We start from the raw sequence: 16471 nt of genomic DNA on the forward strand, positions 1-16471 counted from the left end.
GGCAACGCGCTGCTCGAAGGCCCCCAGATCGAGGTCGGCGGCAATGACCGCTATGTCTCCTATTGCCGCCTGCACTGGAAGGAGAAGACCGGCCGCCGATAGCGCGTTTCCTGCTGCGCCGCTCGGCGCGCTTATTCGATCAGCTTGAGACGGATCGCCTTTGCCACCAGCTGGGCCCTGTTGACGCATTCCATCTTGCGGATCGCGTTCGCCAGATAGGCGTTTATGGTGTGGTCGGAGAGGTTGAGGATCCGGCCGATCTCGTGCGAGGTCTTGCCCTCGGCGGTCCATTTGATGACCTCCAGTTCCCGTGAGGACAGGCTCTTCAGGTGGTGGGCGGAAACCGGACGCAACTGCTCGAACCGGCGGCAGGCAGCAACCGCCAGCCGGTCGAGCTCCGCCTTTTCCGCGTCGTCGAGCGGTTCGCGATCCCCGAACAGCAGAAACGCCAAGGGCTCCGGCTGACAGTCCGGCGCCGTGAAGACAACCCCCATGCGGACATGGATCGTCTTGAGGCGCTGGCCGAAAGCCGCCTCCGTGTCATCCAGTTCGAACTGGTCGATATCCCACTCGATCGGCGAGGTCGCCGCTCTCCACGACCGGACGAAGGCTGAATTTTGCAGGATCTCCGCCTGGTCATAGGCCGCGATGAGGGGATAGGGAAGCGAGGTAAAGTGAATCAGCGACTGCAGCAGCGCGTCCCTGCTCTGGGGAATGTCAGTCAACGTAAAGTGGTTAAAACCAAAGGTTGATGTAATTTCTCCAAGCGCTACGATAAGCTCTGTGGTTGTGTCCGAACGCGCGACCCGCGCCCGCAATTCCAGAATTCTGGATCCGTCCATCATCATCGCTATTTCTGCCATAAATTGGTTGATCTAAAGCATTTTCTGCATTTCAGTCCAAGGCGGCCGATGAAGGTGGCGACCTCCCGAGGAAGCATGACGGGAATAATGTTCGTGGATTATTCCCTCATGAGTTGACGCGGAAACTCTTTGCAGGTGAACATTGTCCTTAGTTTGATAAACCTCTCGACATGTATAAATCAAGCTTAGGTTGTAAAATGAATTGTGAATATCCCTGTTCGGGCTGCGATCTGCCCATGGTTTGATGGTGCGGAGGGATTCCGGCCGGACTTCCTCGCCCTGACGCAAAGCGCGGCAAATGCGCAGGCCCGCGCGCCGCCGGCAGCGACAAGGGCCGCCGGGAAACTGTCAGGGGTGAGCGTCTGGCCCGACGCCGGATAATCGCTGATCGGAGCCTGCTATATTGCCTACTCGGCCGCCCGGCGCTTCTCCGAGGCCGCGACATCCGCCTCGACCACCGCAAGGCTCGCCATGTTGACGATGCCGCGCGAGGTTACCGAGGGCGACATGATGTGCGCCGGGAGCGCGCTGCCGAGCAGGATCGGCCCGACATGAAGCGCCTCGAGCATGCTCTGGACCACCGTCATGGTGATATGGGCGGCATCGAGCGAGGGGAAGATCAACAGATTGGCTTCGCCCGTCAGCGTACTGTTGGGCATGGCGCGTTCGCGCAGCAATTCGGAAATCGCGGTGTCGCCGTGCATTTCGCCGTCGACCTCGAGCTCGGGCATGCGGGCGCGCACCAGCGCCAGCGCTTCACGCATCTTTGTCGCGCTCTCGGAATCGCGCGAGCCGAAATTGGAGTGCGAGACGAGTGCTGCCTTCGCCGTGATGCCGAAGCGGGCAACGGCGCGGGCGGACTGTATCGTCGTTTCCGCGATCTCTTCCGCGCTCGGGCAATAGGTCACGTGGGTATCGGCGAAGAAGGTCGCGCCGCGGTTGGAGATCAACAGACCAAGGCTCGAGAAGTCGCGGACATCCTCATGCTTGCCGATGATGCTGCCGATATCGCGCAGGTGCTTCTCGAACCGGCCCTCGACGCCGCACAGAAGCGCATCCGCATCGCCGCGCTTGACCGCGAGCGCGCCGATCACCGTGGTGTTGGTGCGCACGATGGTGCGCGCGCGCTCCGGCGTGACGCCCTTGCGCGCGACGAAGGAGAGGTATTCTTCGACATATTCGCGGAATCGCGAGTCGCTTTCCGGGTTGATGATCTCGAAATCCTCATGCAGCTTCATGCGCAGACCGTAGCGCTTCATGCGGGTTTCGAGCACGTTCGGTCGCCCGATCAGGATCGGCTGCGAGATGCCTTCCTCGATCAGCACCTGGGCGGCGCGCATCACGCGCTCGTCCTCGCCGTCGGAGAAGATCACGCGCTTGCGCGCCGCGGCCTTGGCGGCGGCGAAGACCGGCTTCATCACCAGGCCGGAGCGGAAGGCGAAGCGCGTCAGGTTTTCGTAATAGGCCTGGTAGTCCGGGATGGGACGTTCGGCGACGCCGGTTTCCTCGGCGGCGCGGGCGACGGCCGGCGCAATGCGCAGGATCAGGCGCGGGTCGAAGGGCGAGGGGATCAGATAGTCCGGGCCGAAGATCAGCGGTTCGCCATTGGCCGATGTTCGCGAGGCTTCCCAGACCTCTTCCTTGGCCAGCCCCGCGATGGCGCGCACGGCGGCCATCTTCATTTCCTCGTTGATCGTCCGTGCGCCGCAATCCAGCGCGCCGCGGAAGATATAGGGGAAACACAGGACGTTGTTGACCTGGTTGGGGAAGTCCGAACGCCCGGTACAGATCATCGCATCCTCGCGCTCGGCGCGGGCGAGATCGGGCATGATTTCCGGCACGGGGTTGGCGAGCGCCATGATCATCGGGCGCGGGGCCATCTGCTTGAGCAGCGACGGCTTCAGCGCGCCGGCGACCGACAGGCCGAGAAACACGTCCGCGCCGGCGATATGGTCGGCCAGCGCATGGGCGTCGCTCTCCTGCGCGTAGATCGCCTTCCACTGGTCCATATTGGTCTCGCGCCCGGGATAGACCAGGCCGTCAATGTCGAAGACCCAGATATTCTCGCGCTTGGCGCCGAGCGAGACCAGCAGGTTGAGGCAGGCAAGCGCGGCGGCACCGGCGCCCGAGGCCACGATCTTGACGTTCTCCAGCGCTTTTCCGGCAAGCTCCAGCCCGTTCAGGATCGCGGCGGCGACGATGATGGCGGTGCCGTGCTGATCGTCGTGGAATACCGGGATCTGCATCTTCTCGCGCAGGATCCGCTCGACCTCGAAACATTCCGGCGCCTTGATGTCCTCGAGGTTGATCCCGCCGAAGGTGGGCTCCAGCGCGGAAATGGTGGAGACCATGCCATCGATCGACGGCGCGTCGATCTCGATATCGAAGACGTCGATGCCGGCGAATTTCTTGAACAGAACGGCCTTGCCTTCCATCACCGGCTTGGAGGCGAGCGGGCCGATATTGCCGAGACCGAGAACGGCCGTACCGTTCGAAATCACGGCGACCAGATTGGCGCGGGAGGTGTATTGCGCGGCGTCATTGGGATTTTCGTGAATGGCGATGCAGGGCGCGCCGACGCCGGGCGAATAGGCAAGGGCGAGGTCGCGCTGGTTGCCGAGCGGCTTGGTCGCCTGGATTTCCAGCTTACCGGCACGCGGATAGCGGTGATAAAAAAGAGCCTGCTGCTGGAGGTCTTCCCCGGCGGGCTTCTTTCCTGTCGGTTCGCTCATCGTCTGGTCTCCTTGCACGGCGAAAAATCCGGTCCCCATAAAGTCGGGCGACTATATGGTCGGAAAAAAGGAACTGCAATCCATCCGGATCGCTTCAAGCGTTTTTGGATTGCGGGAAGCGGTGCGGTTGGCGACGCAGTGTTTACACATCCTCGTCTTCCGCGAACTGCTTTTTCGCGTATGTTAGCGGCTTCTGAAACCGCGCCCGCGCGGCAAACCATTATCACGGAGCTGATTTATGAGTACAAACCGCATGTTGCAGCCGATGGCGCCGATTTTCCTGGCCGTTCTGCGTGTCGTGACCGGCATTCTTTTCTTCGAGCACGGCACGCAGAAGATCCTGCATTTCCCGGTCTCGGAGATGCATCCCCCGATGTTTTCACTGTTCTGGATCGGCGGCATCCTGGAAATCGTCGGCGGCGCGCTGATCGTGATCGGGTTGTTCACCCGCATCTCGGCCTTCGTGCTCTCCGGCATGATGGCGGTCGCCTATTTCATGTTCCATGCGCCGTCGAGCCTCTATCCGGTCAATAACGGTGGCGATGCGGCGATCCTGTTCTGCTTCATCTTCCTCTACCTCGTCTTCGCCGGCCCCGGCTCCTTCAGCCTGGACGGCAAGCGCAAGTAAGCCTCAGCGCATTCAAGACACACTAAAGCGGGCCCTGGCGCCCGCTTTTTTGTTGTCCTGGCGGGACATGGTTGCCCTTGGACCCGAACTGCTCTAGGCCACGGCAGAGACAGAAGGAGATAGGCCGCCATGATGCCGAAGCAATATATCATTCCCGGCATGATGATCCGGGACATGCTGGTGCCGGTGCCGCTCGACTGGAGCCGTCCGGAGGGGCCGGTGCTGCAGGTTTTCGCCCGCGAGATCGTCGATCCGGTCAAGCGGCGGGAGAACCTGCCGGTGCTTGCCTTCCTGCAGGGCGGGCCGGGCGGCAAGTCGCCGCGTCCGGTCGCTGGTGGCCCGCCATGGCTGAAGGCCGCGCTGAAAACCCACCGGGTGGTGCTGATCGACCAGCGCGGAACCGGCCGCAGCAGCCCGATCGATGGCCATGTCATCTCCCGCTTTGAAAGCGGCGAGGCGGCGGCGGACTACCTGATGCATTTCCGCGCCGACAGCATCGTCGCCGACTGCGAGCACATCCGCAAACAATTGCTGGGCGATGTCAAATGGGAGACGCTCGGCCAGAGCTTCGGCGGTTTCATCACGCTCACCTATCTGTCGCGCGCGCCTGAGGGGCTCGCCGCCTGCTATGTCACGGGCGGGCTCGCGGGGCTCTCCGCCGAGGCGGAGGAGGTCTATCGCCGCACCTATCCGCGCGTTCTTTCCAAGAATCGGCGCTTTTACCAGCGCTATCCCGAGGATGAGCGGCTTGCCGGCCGCATTGCCGATTTCATCGAAAACAACGCGGTTCACCTGCCGGACGGCGACCGGTTGAGCGTGCGCCGGCTGCAGACCCTGGGTCTGGGGCTCGGCATGGGCCCCGGACATGAGGCGCTTCATTTCCTGCTCGACGAGGCCTTCGCGGACCCTGACGAAACGCGCCTGTCGGAGAGTTTCCTGTTTTCGGTGATGGCCGAGACCGGCTTTGCCGGCAATCCGCTGTTCGCGGTGCTGCAGGAAAGCATCTATGCCCAGGGGCCCCGGCCCACCGCCTCCGCCGCTGAACGGATAAGGGGCGAATTCCCGCGCTTCGATCCGGCACGCCGGCCGCTGCTGTTCACCGGCGAGATGATCTATCCATGGATGTTCGAGGAAATCCGTTCGCTGCGCCCGTTTTCCGCCGCCGTCGAGGCGCTTTCGGCGAGAACGGACAATCCGCCGCTTTATGACGCCACGCGGCTGTTCGCCAATGACGTTCCGGTGGCCGCCGTCGTCTATCACGACGACATGTATGTCGATGCGGGCCTGTCGCTGGAGACCGCGAACCGTCTCGGCAATTGCCGGACCTGGGTCACCAATGAATATGAGCATGACGGCGTGCGCCAGAGCCCGGCGGTTTTCGAACGGCTGCGGGAAATGGTGATGGCCGAGGGCGGTCCGCACGGGTGAGCGCCGCAGGGCGCAGCGGCGACGACGCGCGTTTTGCCCCCCACAAGCAGTCTCAGCCAGATTGCGGCAGTCCCTGCTTGCGCCGTTCGCCAACGCCTGCGGGCGGTGCGCCCGGCTTGTCGACCAGCCGGAACCGCGCCGGAAACGGGGCGTCATCATCCCTGACGTTCCGCTTGTCGAAGACGGTATAGCGGCTCCGCCCGGCATTCTTGGAGCCGTAGAGCGCCACGTCCGCATGGGCCAGAATATCGTTGTAACCGGCCTGGCTGCCGGGCATGTAGACGGCCACGCCGACGCTGACCGTCAGGTGCAAGACCTTTCCATTGACGCACACCGCGCGGGCGCGAACCTGCTCGACCAGCGTTTTGGCAATCTCGGCCGCCTGTTCTGCGCCTTCGCCCGGCAGGAGGAGCGAGAACTCGTCGCCGCCGGTGCGGGCAAGGAGCCGGGTATCGCTGTGCAACTGGTCAAGGGCCGTGCGGGTGAAGTGGCGCAAGGCCTCGTCGCCAACGGCGTGACCGTAACTGTCATTCCAGTTCTTGAACTTGTCGATATCGATCAGGAGCACGCTGTAAGGCATATTCGCGGCCGCGCACAGCGCGTGAACGCGCTCGATCTGAAACATGAAATCGCGGCGGTTTGAAATGCCCGTCAGTTCATCGCGCTTGGCCATATTTTCCGCCTCGTGCAGCAGGTGCTCGATGATCATCAGCGCGATGCCGAAAACCAGAAGCGACGCGCTGACCATGCCGAGAAGCAGCCCATAGGTCTGAACGTGCTCGAGCGACGGGATGGCGTAAAGCGCGAGACCCTTCGCCGCGCAGGCGAGGCCGATCGTCAGATAGGAAAATATGCCGATGACGGCGCCCGCTGCCGCAAGCTGGATGCCGAAACTGTTGCGGCTGCCATGTTTCACGAACAGCGGGAGCAACAGGAACAGCGGCAGGATCTGCGCGAACACGAAGATCGCCTCGCGCAGCAGCCAGCGTTGGTTAAACACGATCAGCAAAGCTAGGGTGACGAGCAACGCCGCGGCCGCCTGTCGGGCGCGGATCGGCCGGCCGAAGAAACTCCGCACGCCGCAATAAAGCAGCCACAGGCCGCACACGATGCTTTCCAGGGCGAGAATGCTGATCCATGCGGCACTATCCGGCGACAGGCCCGTCTTCAGCGCGGCGCCAAAGGCAACCGCCAGGCTCGAGCCGAACAGATAGCGCGCGGCCGGAAGACCGCGATAGGCAAGGCCCGTCGTCGCCCAGACCACCGCAGCGATGATCGCGACCACGAGGTTCACGACTTCGAGGGTCTTGAAATCCAGTAGAGGCAAAGCCTGCATCAAACGCACCGCAATCGGTTACTGGGCCGACTGCCAGTGAGTCTGTCCATAAGCTGCAAATCCTCAACGAGGAGGATGGTTCCCTTGTTTACCAAAAAAGTCCTGCGTATTCAGGTCTTCCGGCCCTTGAAAGATTTGGCCAGCACGAACATCTCAACGGATTCCGAGCGCGAGGCCGCGGGCTTGACGTGGATCACCTGACGGAAGTTCTGCTTGAGCATGGTCAGAAGATCGTGCTCGGCGCCGCCCTGAAAGGTCTTGGCGAGAAAATGCCCGCCTTCGGCAAGCGTTTCCACCGCGAAATGGGCCGCGACCTCGCACAGATACATGGTGCGCAGGTGGTCGGTGCGGCGGTGGCCGGTGGTGGGCGCGGCCATGTCGGAGATGACCACGTCGGGCGGTCCGTCCAGCGCCTCGCGCAGAAGGGCAGGGGCGGTCTCATCGAGGAAATCCATCTGGAAGAACTTCACCCCCGGCACGCCGTCCATTTCCAGGAAGTCGATGGCCGCGACGCGAATGTCGGTATCGGTGGAACCCGTGACCTTGGCCGCGATCTGCGACCAGCTTCCGGGTGCTGCCCCCAGATCGATGATCCGGCGCGCGCCTTTCAGAATCTGGTGCTTCTCGTCGATCTCCAGCAGCTTGTAGGCCGCGCGGGCGCGAAAGCCCTCGGTTTTCGCGCGCTGCACATAGGGGTCATTGATATGACGTTCGAGCCAGCGGCGCGATGAGGCCTTCAGCTTGGTCTTCTTGACCTTCTGGCCGATCTTGCGACCTGTTCTGGCCGGCTTGGCGGGTGGTTTGGTCACGTTCGGTCCCATTCAGTCATTGTTTGCGGCCGCGCCCTGGCGGCGGCTGAAGCCGCCGCGGCGGCGCTGTTTGCGCCAGACCCCGTCATGCATCATCATATCGGTCAAAAGTCCCTCGCGCAGGCCGCGGTCGGCGACCCGCATACGCGAGGACGGCCAGCGCCGGCGGATCGCCTCCAGGATGGCGCAACCGGCGAGCACGAGGTCGGCGCGGTCCGGGCCGATGCAGGGATTGGCGGCGCGGCCGGCGAAATCCCATGACAAGAGCTTGGACTGCATGGCCGTGACCTCGTCATCGGAGAGCCAGATGCCGTCGACCTTGCGGCGGTCATAGTGCGGCAGATCGAGATGGACGCCTGCAAGGGTCGTGACGGTGCCCGACGTGCCGATCAGGTGAAAGCCCTCATCGTCCTTTCCGCCGCCGATGCCCGGACAGTTGAAATCGCCGAGCATCCGGGTGACTTCCGCCACCATCTTCTCGAAGATTTCCGGCGTCACGTCATGGCCGCCATAGCGTTCCGACAGCGTCACCACGCCCACGGGAAGCGACGTCCAGTGCGAGATATGGTTGGCAAGCCGGTAGGACCGGTTCTCGTCGAGCTTTATCACAGCGATTTCGGAGGAGCCGCCGCCGATATCGAACAGTACGGCCGAGCGCGTCTCCCGCCCGATCAGCGATGCGCAGCTCGATACGGCGAGCTTTGCCTCGGTTTCACGGTTGACGATCTCAAGCTCCAGCCCGGTTTCCTCGCGCACCCGTTTGAGGAAGATCTCGCCGTTATCGGCCGAGCGGCAGGCCTCGGTGGCGATCAGCCGCATGCGCCGGACGGAACGGCCCCTGAGCTTGGCCGCGCACATGGCAAGCGCCTCGATGGCGCGGTCCATCGCGGCGGGCGAAAGGCTGCCGGTGGCGGCAAGGCCTTCGCCCAGGCGCACGATGCGCGAAAAGCCGTCGACCACGCGAAACTGATGGTGACGCGTGGGTTGGGCGATCAGCAGCCGGCAATTATTGGTGCCGAGATCGAGCGCGGCATAAAGGCCATGGCCGGGCGCGCGTTGCGGCGCGGCGGGGTCGCCCTGCCGCGCCTCGCGCCGGGGCGGCGGCGGAGAGGGCTGTGCGACCGGTTCGGCGCTGGCAGCGGGTTTGTTGCCGGCTATATGCTTGCAGCCATCGGCGCCGAGCGGGCCCTTGGTATGCGCCCGGCGGCCGCGCCGACGCTTGCGTTTGCGCCGCGCCGGCTTGTCGTCGTCATGATCGGGGCTGTTGGCGAGGGTCTCGCCGGTTTTCTGGTCCGAAGAGGGATGACGCGCGGCCTTGCCGTTGCGGCCATGCTTCGCTTCGCCGCTCTCCGGCGAACGCACCTGTTCGCTGCCGTCTGCAACGACGGCATCATGCGATGCGGGCACTCCGGCGGCGGCCTTGCGGCGACCTTTCCGGGATCGGCGGCGAGCGCGTTTGCCCTTGCCGCCATTGTTCAAGCGCGCCCCGCCATCGGACAGCTCAACGCTGTTTTGGGGGTCTTCCACTTTGCCAATTCCATCACGCCGCGCAAACCGCAGTGGCAGTTCGCAGCAAGGCGCTCATATGATTTTCAGTTGACGTGATCATAGCAGCGTAAGGCCGCAAGGCCAATGACTTTTCTGCGAGGCCGTCGGCCGCGCCCGATGCCGCCCGGTTCACGCGCGTTTACGCGACGCCACAGCCTGCCTGCTACAAGCCTTTGCCGGCACGACGGATGACGCGGCGACACCCGGTTTCGGGCAATCCTGCTCCGTCAGAACCGTAACGGGCGGCGGGAAAGGCATCATTCGCCCGATGCTGTTGACAGCGACCGCGCCGAAGCACGGAAAATTTTGCCTCGCCCCCTTGGCAAAGCCCGGCCTTTCTGTTTATAAGCCCACCACATCCACGGTGCCCCTCGGGCGCCGCGTTGGGGAATAGGTTAACGGTAGACCCACGGACTCTGACTCCGTTAGTCCTGGTTCGAATCCAGGTTCCCCAGCCAAATCAATCTTCAAAGTATTTAAATTAAACACAGTTTCATCTGTTGCTCTGCGAAGCCACACCGCAGTGTTACACATGACAGTTCTCTGTCATTTTCGTGCTCATGCCGACCATATTCCCATTGCCTTATCTGCCAATCAACGCCTTCGGTTGACAGAAGCCAGGATGGCCCTATGAATGTTTTTGTAAGGAATAAGGACAAATATATGTCAAAAACAATCATGGCCTTTGGCGATAGCCTGACCTGGGGCACGAACCCCGTTGCCGGCGGAAGGCACGACTACCATGATCGCTGGCCGAGCGTTCTGGAGGCGGGGCTTGGCGCAACCCATCGGGTCGTGGCCGAGGGGCTGGGCGGTCGCACGAGCGCGTTCGACGACCGAACGGCAGCGTTCGATCGCAACGGAGCGCGCGCCTTGCCGATGCTGCTGGCGACGCATTCCCCGCTTGATCTTGTCATCATCATGCTCGGCGCCAATGATCTCAAGCCCTATATCTCGCCCACGGTCGATGGCGCCTTTGCGGGAATGTCCAGACTAATCGAGATTGTTCGTTGTTTCCCGTATAATTGGGGGATGACGCCGCCGAAGATCATGATTGTTTCGCCGCCGCATTTTTGCATGCGGTCCGATAATCAGGGGCCACAGTCGGGCCGGATTGTCGAGCACAGCCATTTGCTGGCTTCGGGTTACCGCGCAATTGCCGAGGCGCAGAATTGCGCCTTTTTCGATGCCGCGCAGGTGGCCAAGGCCAGTGATGTCGACGGCGTGCACTTGGATGCCGCCAATACCCGTGCGATCGGCGCCGCGTTGATAGAACCGGTCCGCAAGCTCCTTGCTTGACGATGACAGGCGCTTTCTGACGCTCGGACAGTCTGCAGCCGCCGTTCGTTTATGTCTCCGGTTGCGAATTTACAAATTCGTCGTTATTCTCATGATAACTTAACAAATTTCCAGAGATCAACGTGGCCGCCGAAGTGAGCAAACTTGACACCCCTCTCGCTGTTGCGCCCGTAAGAAAGCGCCGGTACGCGGACGAAGTCTATGCGCAAATTCTAATGCAGTTGTCGACAGGACGGTATGCGGTAGGCGACCGATTGCCGACCGAAAAAGAGCTGTCGTCAATGTATAATGTCTCGCGCCCGATTGTGCGCGAAGCGCTTCAGAATTTGCAAAATGACGGGCTGATCAATGCCCGGCGCGGATCCGGAACATTTGTGCTGCGCCTGCCGCCGCGTGAAATAGCGCACTATACGGATGACGCCAGATTCGCCCAATATATGCGTGCCTATGAAGTGCGCCAATGTCTTGAATCGGAGATAGCGCGTCTGGCCGCCCTTCGCATCACCCAGTCGAGATTGCGGCGTCTCCATCAGGTTCTTGAACAGATGGAGGTCGCGCTTCGCACTGGCGAAGGGGCGCTCGAAGCCGACTTCGAATTCCATATGGAGATCGCCCGAGCCAGCGAAAACGATCTTTTCGAAAAGCAGATGATGCTGCTCAAACCCGACATGCTGGGCACCATGCGCATTGCCTCGACGATCACCGGAACCCGTTCGGAGGAGCGGAAAAACAAGGTGCTCAAGGAGCATCGCGACATTTATGACGCCATCAGCACGGGCGATGGCGAGTTGGCGAAACTCTACATGAAATATCACCTCGTCAGCGTTCGCCATCGCATCATCGATCAGGGCAACTGATCCGCATTTCCAAATATCTGATCGCTTCCGCCGTCCTGGGCGGCGTGGTTGTCTACGGCATGCTGAACCCGGCCAAGGAATATGCGACGAGCCAAATAGGTTATTTAAAATAACAAATAATAGGTCCTTTTCGCTACGAACCTGGTGCTAAAGCTTGCAGAGATAGCTCGGCGCGAAACCAGTAATTTTCTGTTTTTATTAGTTTATTTATACCGACCATCGGTGTGGCTTTCGGCGTGATTGTACGACCAGCGTGACTTGTTATAAAATTTATTGACAATTATTGCGGCGGCAATAAGGTGCTGCTCGACTCGAGCCAGCCGACCATCAAATACGGTCGTGCAAAAGGCGGCTCACGAAGAGCTTGCGTGGAAAAACGATCCGACCCGTCAAGGCAGGGCGCTTCCAAGGCATCAGAACAGGACAAGTGCATGAAAATATCGTCGATAACCCTGACGCCCATTCAAACCCACCGCCGCACCGGATCGATCAGTTCCCATCTTATTCTCCAGGTCCATACCGATGAGGGTCTGACCGGTCTGGGCGAGATTTCGGATCTCGATTGCTATCGCATGTACATGCCCGATGTGGACGCCGTCAAAATCGGCATTGAAAGGATCGCGCTGGGGAGGGATCCCTTTGCTGTCCAGGCACTCCACAATGAGATGGCAAAGTACCTCCATAATTATTTCCTTTCCGCTCCAAGCTATCCGCCTTTCACGCCGGCTTCGCAGATTGCGGCGGGGATCGACATGGCCTGCTTCGATATTATGGGCAAAGCGCTCGACACGCCGGCGCACACGTTTCTGGGCGGCAAGACCCGGGACGCGATCGAGATCTGCTACCCTCTCTTCCAGGTGAAGGCCGAAGCCGATTATGAGCGCAATCTTGGCTTCATCCAGACGCTTCTGGAGCAAGGCATATCGCGCTTCCGCTATTATGTCGGCGTCGACTTCGCCAAGGATGAAAAGTTCCTGGCGGCCGTGCGCGATCGCTTTGGCGACGCCGTCTTGCTGAAGGCGCTCGATTTTCAGGCGAAGCACTACTGGAAGGATACCCTTCGGGCCTATGAACGTCTCAAGCAATTCGGATTCGAAGTCATAGAAAGCCCCAGTTGGCGCGAAGACTTCGAGGGAATGGCGGAACTGCGTCGTCGTGTCGAAGCCGACGTTTGCGAGCATTGCTCATCCGCGGCGCAAGCCATGGCGATGGTGAAGGCCGGGGCGGTCGATATTTTCAACATCACGGTCAACTCGGGCGGGTTGCTGCAGGTCAAGAAACTGGCAGCGCTGGCCGAACTGGCGGGCATCCGCACACTGCTCGGAACCACGCAGGAGCTCAGTATCGGTACCGCCGCGCACGCGCATCTCGGGGCCTCCATCTCCGAGCTATCCGTCGCCTCCGACCCTGTGGGGCCATTGCTCTATGCTGAAGACGTGGTGAAGGATCGCATCCAGATTGCGGGCAACCGGATCGCGGTCCCGACAGGGCCGGGGCTGGGCGTCGAGCTGGACGAGGATGCGCTGGAGCGATTGCGCGCGCCCCTGGTCGAGTGGGACCGGGCCGCCCACGGTGCCGGATATGTCTCGGAATGAGTTGACCAATTGAATCTAAAAAGGAAATATGTTTTGCAAATTCTTGGTCGAATTCAAGGGTAATGCCGCTCGAGATGTTCTAAAATAAATTTATAAAAACAAATAGTTATTTATAAATTGACACTTTTATGTTTCGGTTGTTTAGGAAGAAAAAGGAGCCGAAATTTATCATTATAAGTGATAAAAATGTAATTTTTGTTTACAACATTTGTGATTGGCAGTAAGGATGAAACGCGCGTCTGGTTTCTGGTTTGGCAAGGCAGTTTTGCTCAAGACAGAAGAGAAGACGTGGTTCGTGAGGAGCCAAATGACCGTCCACGAAACCGGTTGATTGAGGAGTAAACCGTGAACAAAATTCTGAAAACATGTCTGCTTGCTTCAGTTCTTTTCGCGCCTGGAATGGCAATGGCTGAGGTGGACTATCCCGCCGATACGGTACGCATGTTCGTGCCCGCGAATCCCGGTGGCGGCACGGATGCCGGCGCGCGCGTTTTTGCCGAGTTCTTCGAGAAACACTCGGATGCAACTGTTGCAATCGTGAATCAGCCCGGCGGTGGCGGCGTCATTGCTGCGCAGTCGGTTGCGCGTGGTCCGGAAGATGGTTCAGTGCTGCTGTTTTTCCATGCGGCGTTGCATACAGCCAATCTCTTCGGACAATCCCCTTTTTCCTGGGAATCGTTCACGCCATTGGCAACGACCTCCGCGGTGAACGAAGTCTATGCCGTGCGCTCCGATGTGCCGTATGCATCGATGAAGGAATTTATCGACTATGCGAAAGCCCATCCGGGCGAACTCAATATCGGCTCGCAGCTCGGCGGCACCACGCAGGTCAAGGGTGAAGCGCTCAATGCTGCCACGGGCGGCGCCGTGCGTCTTGTCGACGCGGGAACCGAGAGCGACCGTATTACGGCATTGTTGAGCGAGCAGGTCGATGTCATTTCGATGAGCGTTGCCAATGCGAAGCAATATGTTGAGGACGGCCAGATGAAAGTGCTTGCCGTGATCAACAGTCAGCCCGATCCGATGGCGCCCGATTTTCCGACAACCACGGCCGAAGGTCTGGATTTCTCGTTGCCGCTGGTGATGACGGTCTACGGTCCTGAGAAGGTCGATGACGACGTGAAAACGGCGTTCACCCAGATCGTCAAGGAGATCGAGGCTGATCCTGAATTCGCAACGGCGTTGCAAAAGCAGGCGCAGGTTCCGGCATTGCGCACGCCTGAGCAGGCATCTGAATTCCTCAGCGCCGAGCAGAAGACGATCGCCGGACTTCTGGGCAAATGAAACGTAGCTCCACCGCATTTTCGTGCGGTGGAGCCATTCAGGGAGTTACCGGTGATGGCGGATCGCATCTTTGGCGGTTTCTTTGCGTTGCTTGGATTGGCAATCATTCTCACCACACAGCAGATCGTGCAGAACTTTCCGGGCACTGGCGACCCGGGGCCGCGCATTCTTCCGTATATTATCGGCGCACTTCTGCTGGTCCTGGGGCTGGCGCTTGCGGTTCAACGCAGAAAGCCGCGAACGGCCGATGATCTTTCCGAAGAGGTGCTCGAGGCGATCCGGTCAGGTCCGGATAATCCGAATGTCGGCATTCAAAAGCCGCCGAGCCCGGTTCGCCGGGTTGGCATCATGCTCGGCTTCGTTGCCTTCATTCCGCTGATTGACGTCCTGGGTTTTTCAATTTCCGCGACGCTTTTCCTGGCCTGGGTCATGAGCCTGATGGACGAGATAACGCTGCGGCGCGTCCTGGTGCGCAGTGCGGCCGCGCTGGTTGTCACCGTAATCCTTGGCCTGCTGATGTCGCACGCTCTCAACCTCTCGGTCCCTGGCGTCTGGTTTTCATAAGGAAACGGCATGTTTGATCTTTTCTTCTCGAGCATGGTCCATCTCTTTGAACCGAAGCTGCTGCTGCTCATGATGATCGGCGTTTCCGTCGGCCTCGTTTTTGGAGCGCTTCCCGGACTGAGTGCGACAATGGCAATCGCCATCATGCTGCCCGTGACCTTCGCGATGCAGTCTGATGCCGGCATAGCCATGCTCATCGCCACCTATATTGGCGGCGTATCCGGCGGGCTGGTCTCGGCCACGCTTTTGCGTATCCCCGGGACCCCGAGTTCGATCGCCACCACGTTTGACGGTTATCCGCTTGCCCGCAAGGGCCAGGCCATCAAGGCGCTGGCGACCGGCATGGTGGCAAGTGCGGTGGGTGGTATCCTTGGCCTCATGATTCTTGTGGCATTCGCTCCGGTAATTGCTCGCTTTGCAATTGACTTCGGCGCGGCGGAATATACCGCGTTGACGATCGCCGCCCTCGTATTGGTCGTGGTCCTTTCCGAGGCCAACCTGATAAAAGGTCTGATCGCATCCGTTCTGGGCCTGGGTTTGTCGACTATCGGCTTTGCACCGATCGGCTCGGCCCAGAGGTTCACCTTCGGCAATATCGATCTTTTGTCGGGCATCAGCATTATCCCCTTCATGGTCGGGCTGTTTGCCGTCGCTCAGCTCATCCGCGACATTTCGGAGACCTCCCCGAAGATCGAAGAAAAGCTGGATTTGCGCGGCGCCGGCGTCAAGCTCGCCGAATTCGTTTCCAATGGCGTCAACATGCTCAGATCGGCGGCGATCGGTATTGCCATCGGCGTTCTCCCGGGCATTGGCGGCTCGGCGTCGAATCTGGTGGCCTACGGCGCCGCGCGTTCGGCATCGAAAAAGCCGGAGGAATTCGGCAAGGGCAGTCTGGAAGGCATCTATGCGGCCGAGACCGCCAACAACGCCTCGGTTGGCGGCGCGCTTCTGCCCCTGCTGACGCTCGGCATTCCAGGCGACGGCGTCACAGCCATCCTGATCGGCGGCTTCACCATTCATGGGCTGCAGCCAGGCCCGCTGCTTTACAAGAACGAGCCGGGATTGATCGCCACGATCTATGCGGCCTTTCTGCTGGCAACCCTCGCGCTGCTGCTGGTCCAACTGCTCACCATCCGTATTTTCCCGCGCGTGCTTCTTATTCCACGCCACTATCTGATCCCGGTGCTGGCGCTGTTGATGGTGGTCGGCGTCTATGTTGGCGAATACCGCACATTCGACCTGTGGATCATGCTGGGCTTTGGCGTGGCAGGCTATGTGCTGGAGCGTTACGGCTTTCCGCTCAGCCCGCTGGTTCTGGGTTTCGTGCTTGGCACGATTTTTGAGACCAATTTCAGGCGCGCATTGATGTACTCCGACGGCGACTGGAGCACATTCGTAATCCGGCCAGTCTCCGCCGTGCTGCTCGCTATGGCACTGGCGCTACTCAGCTATTCGCTTTGGCGCATTTTCAGGCGGCGCAATGGCGTCAGGGCACGCTGACCCCTTCCTCTTTCTCAAGGAGTGTTCA

13 protein-coding genes and 1 tRNA gene are annotated in these 16471 nt (G+C 60.5%); 9 read left to right on the top strand and 5 right to left on the bottom strand.

Annotated elements, in window-relative coordinates; all coding sequences use genetic code 11:
- Positions 1–131: 131 nt before the first annotated feature.
- Together B4E36_RS21805 and B4E36_RS21810 are read right to left on the bottom strand one after the other, a co-directional pair.
- A complete protein-coding gene (locus B4E36_RS21805) occupies positions 132–863 on the bottom strand; it encodes a helix-turn-helix transcriptional regulator (protein WP_345900823.1) in 732 nt (243 codons plus the stop codon).
- 407 nt (positions 864–1270) lie between these two features.
- Complete coding sequence (locus B4E36_RS21810; RefSeq protein WP_292053075.1) at positions 1271–3595, bottom strand: NADP-dependent malic enzyme; 2325 nt, start codon at positions 3593–3595, stop codon at positions 1271–1273.
- Positions 3596–3833: 238 nt separating this feature from the next.
- On the opposite strand from B4E36_RS21810, the gene B4E36_RS21815 reads away from it, so the two are divergent.
- Positions 3834–4223, top strand: coding sequence for a DoxX family protein (locus tag B4E36_RS21815; RefSeq protein WP_292053079.1), 390 nt, complete (start codon positions 3834–3836; stop codon positions 4221–4223).
- Positions 4224–4355: 132 nt separating this feature from the next.
- A complete protein-coding gene (locus B4E36_RS21820; protein ID WP_292053168.1) occupies positions 4356–5651 on the top strand; it encodes an alpha/beta fold hydrolase in 1296 nt (431 codons plus the stop codon).
- 52 nt (positions 5652–5703) lie between these two features.
- Here B4E36_RS21820 and B4E36_RS21825 read toward each other — a convergent pair whose 3' ends face one another.
- The 3 genes from B4E36_RS21825 to B4E36_RS21835 all read right to left on the bottom strand — a co-directional run bounded on the left by B4E36_RS21825 (position 5704) and on the right by B4E36_RS21835 (position 9323).
- On the bottom strand, positions 5704–6987 hold the full coding sequence (locus B4E36_RS21825) for a GGDEF domain-containing protein (RefSeq protein ID WP_292053081.1): 1284 nt from the start codon (positions 6985–6987) through the stop codon (positions 5704–5706).
- Positions 6988–7097: 110 nt separating this feature from the next.
- On the bottom strand, positions 7098–7808 hold the full coding sequence (locus B4E36_RS21830; RefSeq protein ID WP_292053084.1) for an RlmE family RNA methyltransferase: 711 nt from the start codon (positions 7806–7808) through the stop codon (positions 7098–7100).
- On the bottom strand, positions 7809–9323 hold the full coding sequence (locus B4E36_RS21835; RefSeq protein WP_414673813.1) for a Ppx/GppA phosphatase family protein: 1515 nt from the start codon (positions 9321–9323) through the stop codon (positions 7809–7811).
- Between the two features lie 405 nt (positions 9324–9728).
- Here B4E36_RS21835 and B4E36_RS21840 point away from each other — a divergent pair.
- The 7 genes from B4E36_RS21840 (at position 9729) to B4E36_RS21870 (ending at position 16443) form a co-directional block, all read left to right on the top strand.
- Positions 9729–9802: transfer RNA gene (locus tag B4E36_RS21840), tRNA-Gln, on the top strand.
- A 172-nt stretch (positions 9803–9974) separates the two neighbouring features.
- Positions 9975–10643, top strand: a complete 669-nt coding sequence (locus B4E36_RS21845) for an SGNH/GDSL hydrolase family protein (protein ID WP_235726873.1) — start codon at positions 9975–9977, stop codon at positions 10641–10643.
- 122 nt (positions 10644–10765) lie between these two features.
- Positions 10766–11500 (top strand): FadR/GntR family transcriptional regulator, encoded by a 735-nt coding sequence (locus B4E36_RS21850; RefSeq protein ID WP_026173886.1) that lies wholly within the window; start codon positions 10766–10768, stop codon positions 11498–11500.
- Between the two features lie 431 nt (positions 11501–11931).
- Positions 11932–13095, top strand: coding sequence for a mandelate racemase/muconate lactonizing enzyme family protein (locus B4E36_RS21855; RefSeq protein WP_292053092.1), 1164 nt, complete (start codon positions 11932–11934; stop codon positions 13093–13095).
- 345 nt (positions 13096–13440) lie between these two features.
- The gene (locus B4E36_RS21860) at positions 13441–14379 is read left to right on the top strand and encodes a tripartite tricarboxylate transporter substrate binding protein (protein WP_292053095.1); all 939 of its coding nucleotides are present in this window, start codon (positions 13441–13443) and stop codon (positions 14377–14379) included.
- A 54-nt stretch (positions 14380–14433) separates the two neighbouring features.
- Positions 14434–14943, top strand: a complete 510-nt coding sequence (locus tag B4E36_RS21865) for a tripartite tricarboxylate transporter TctB family protein (protein WP_292053097.1) — start codon at positions 14434–14436, stop codon at positions 14941–14943.
- A gap of 9 nt (positions 14944–14952) precedes the next feature.
- A complete protein-coding gene (locus B4E36_RS21870; protein WP_292053099.1) occupies positions 14953–16443 on the top strand; it encodes a tripartite tricarboxylate transporter permease in 1491 nt (496 codons plus the stop codon).
- Positions 16444–16471: the final 28 nt, after the last annotated feature.

Source organism: Martelella sp. UBA3392 (assembly GCF_002358775.1).
In the GTDB taxonomy this organism is placed as follows: domain Bacteria; phylum Pseudomonadota; class Alphaproteobacteria; order Rhizobiales; family Rhizobiaceae; genus Martelella; species Martelella mediterranea.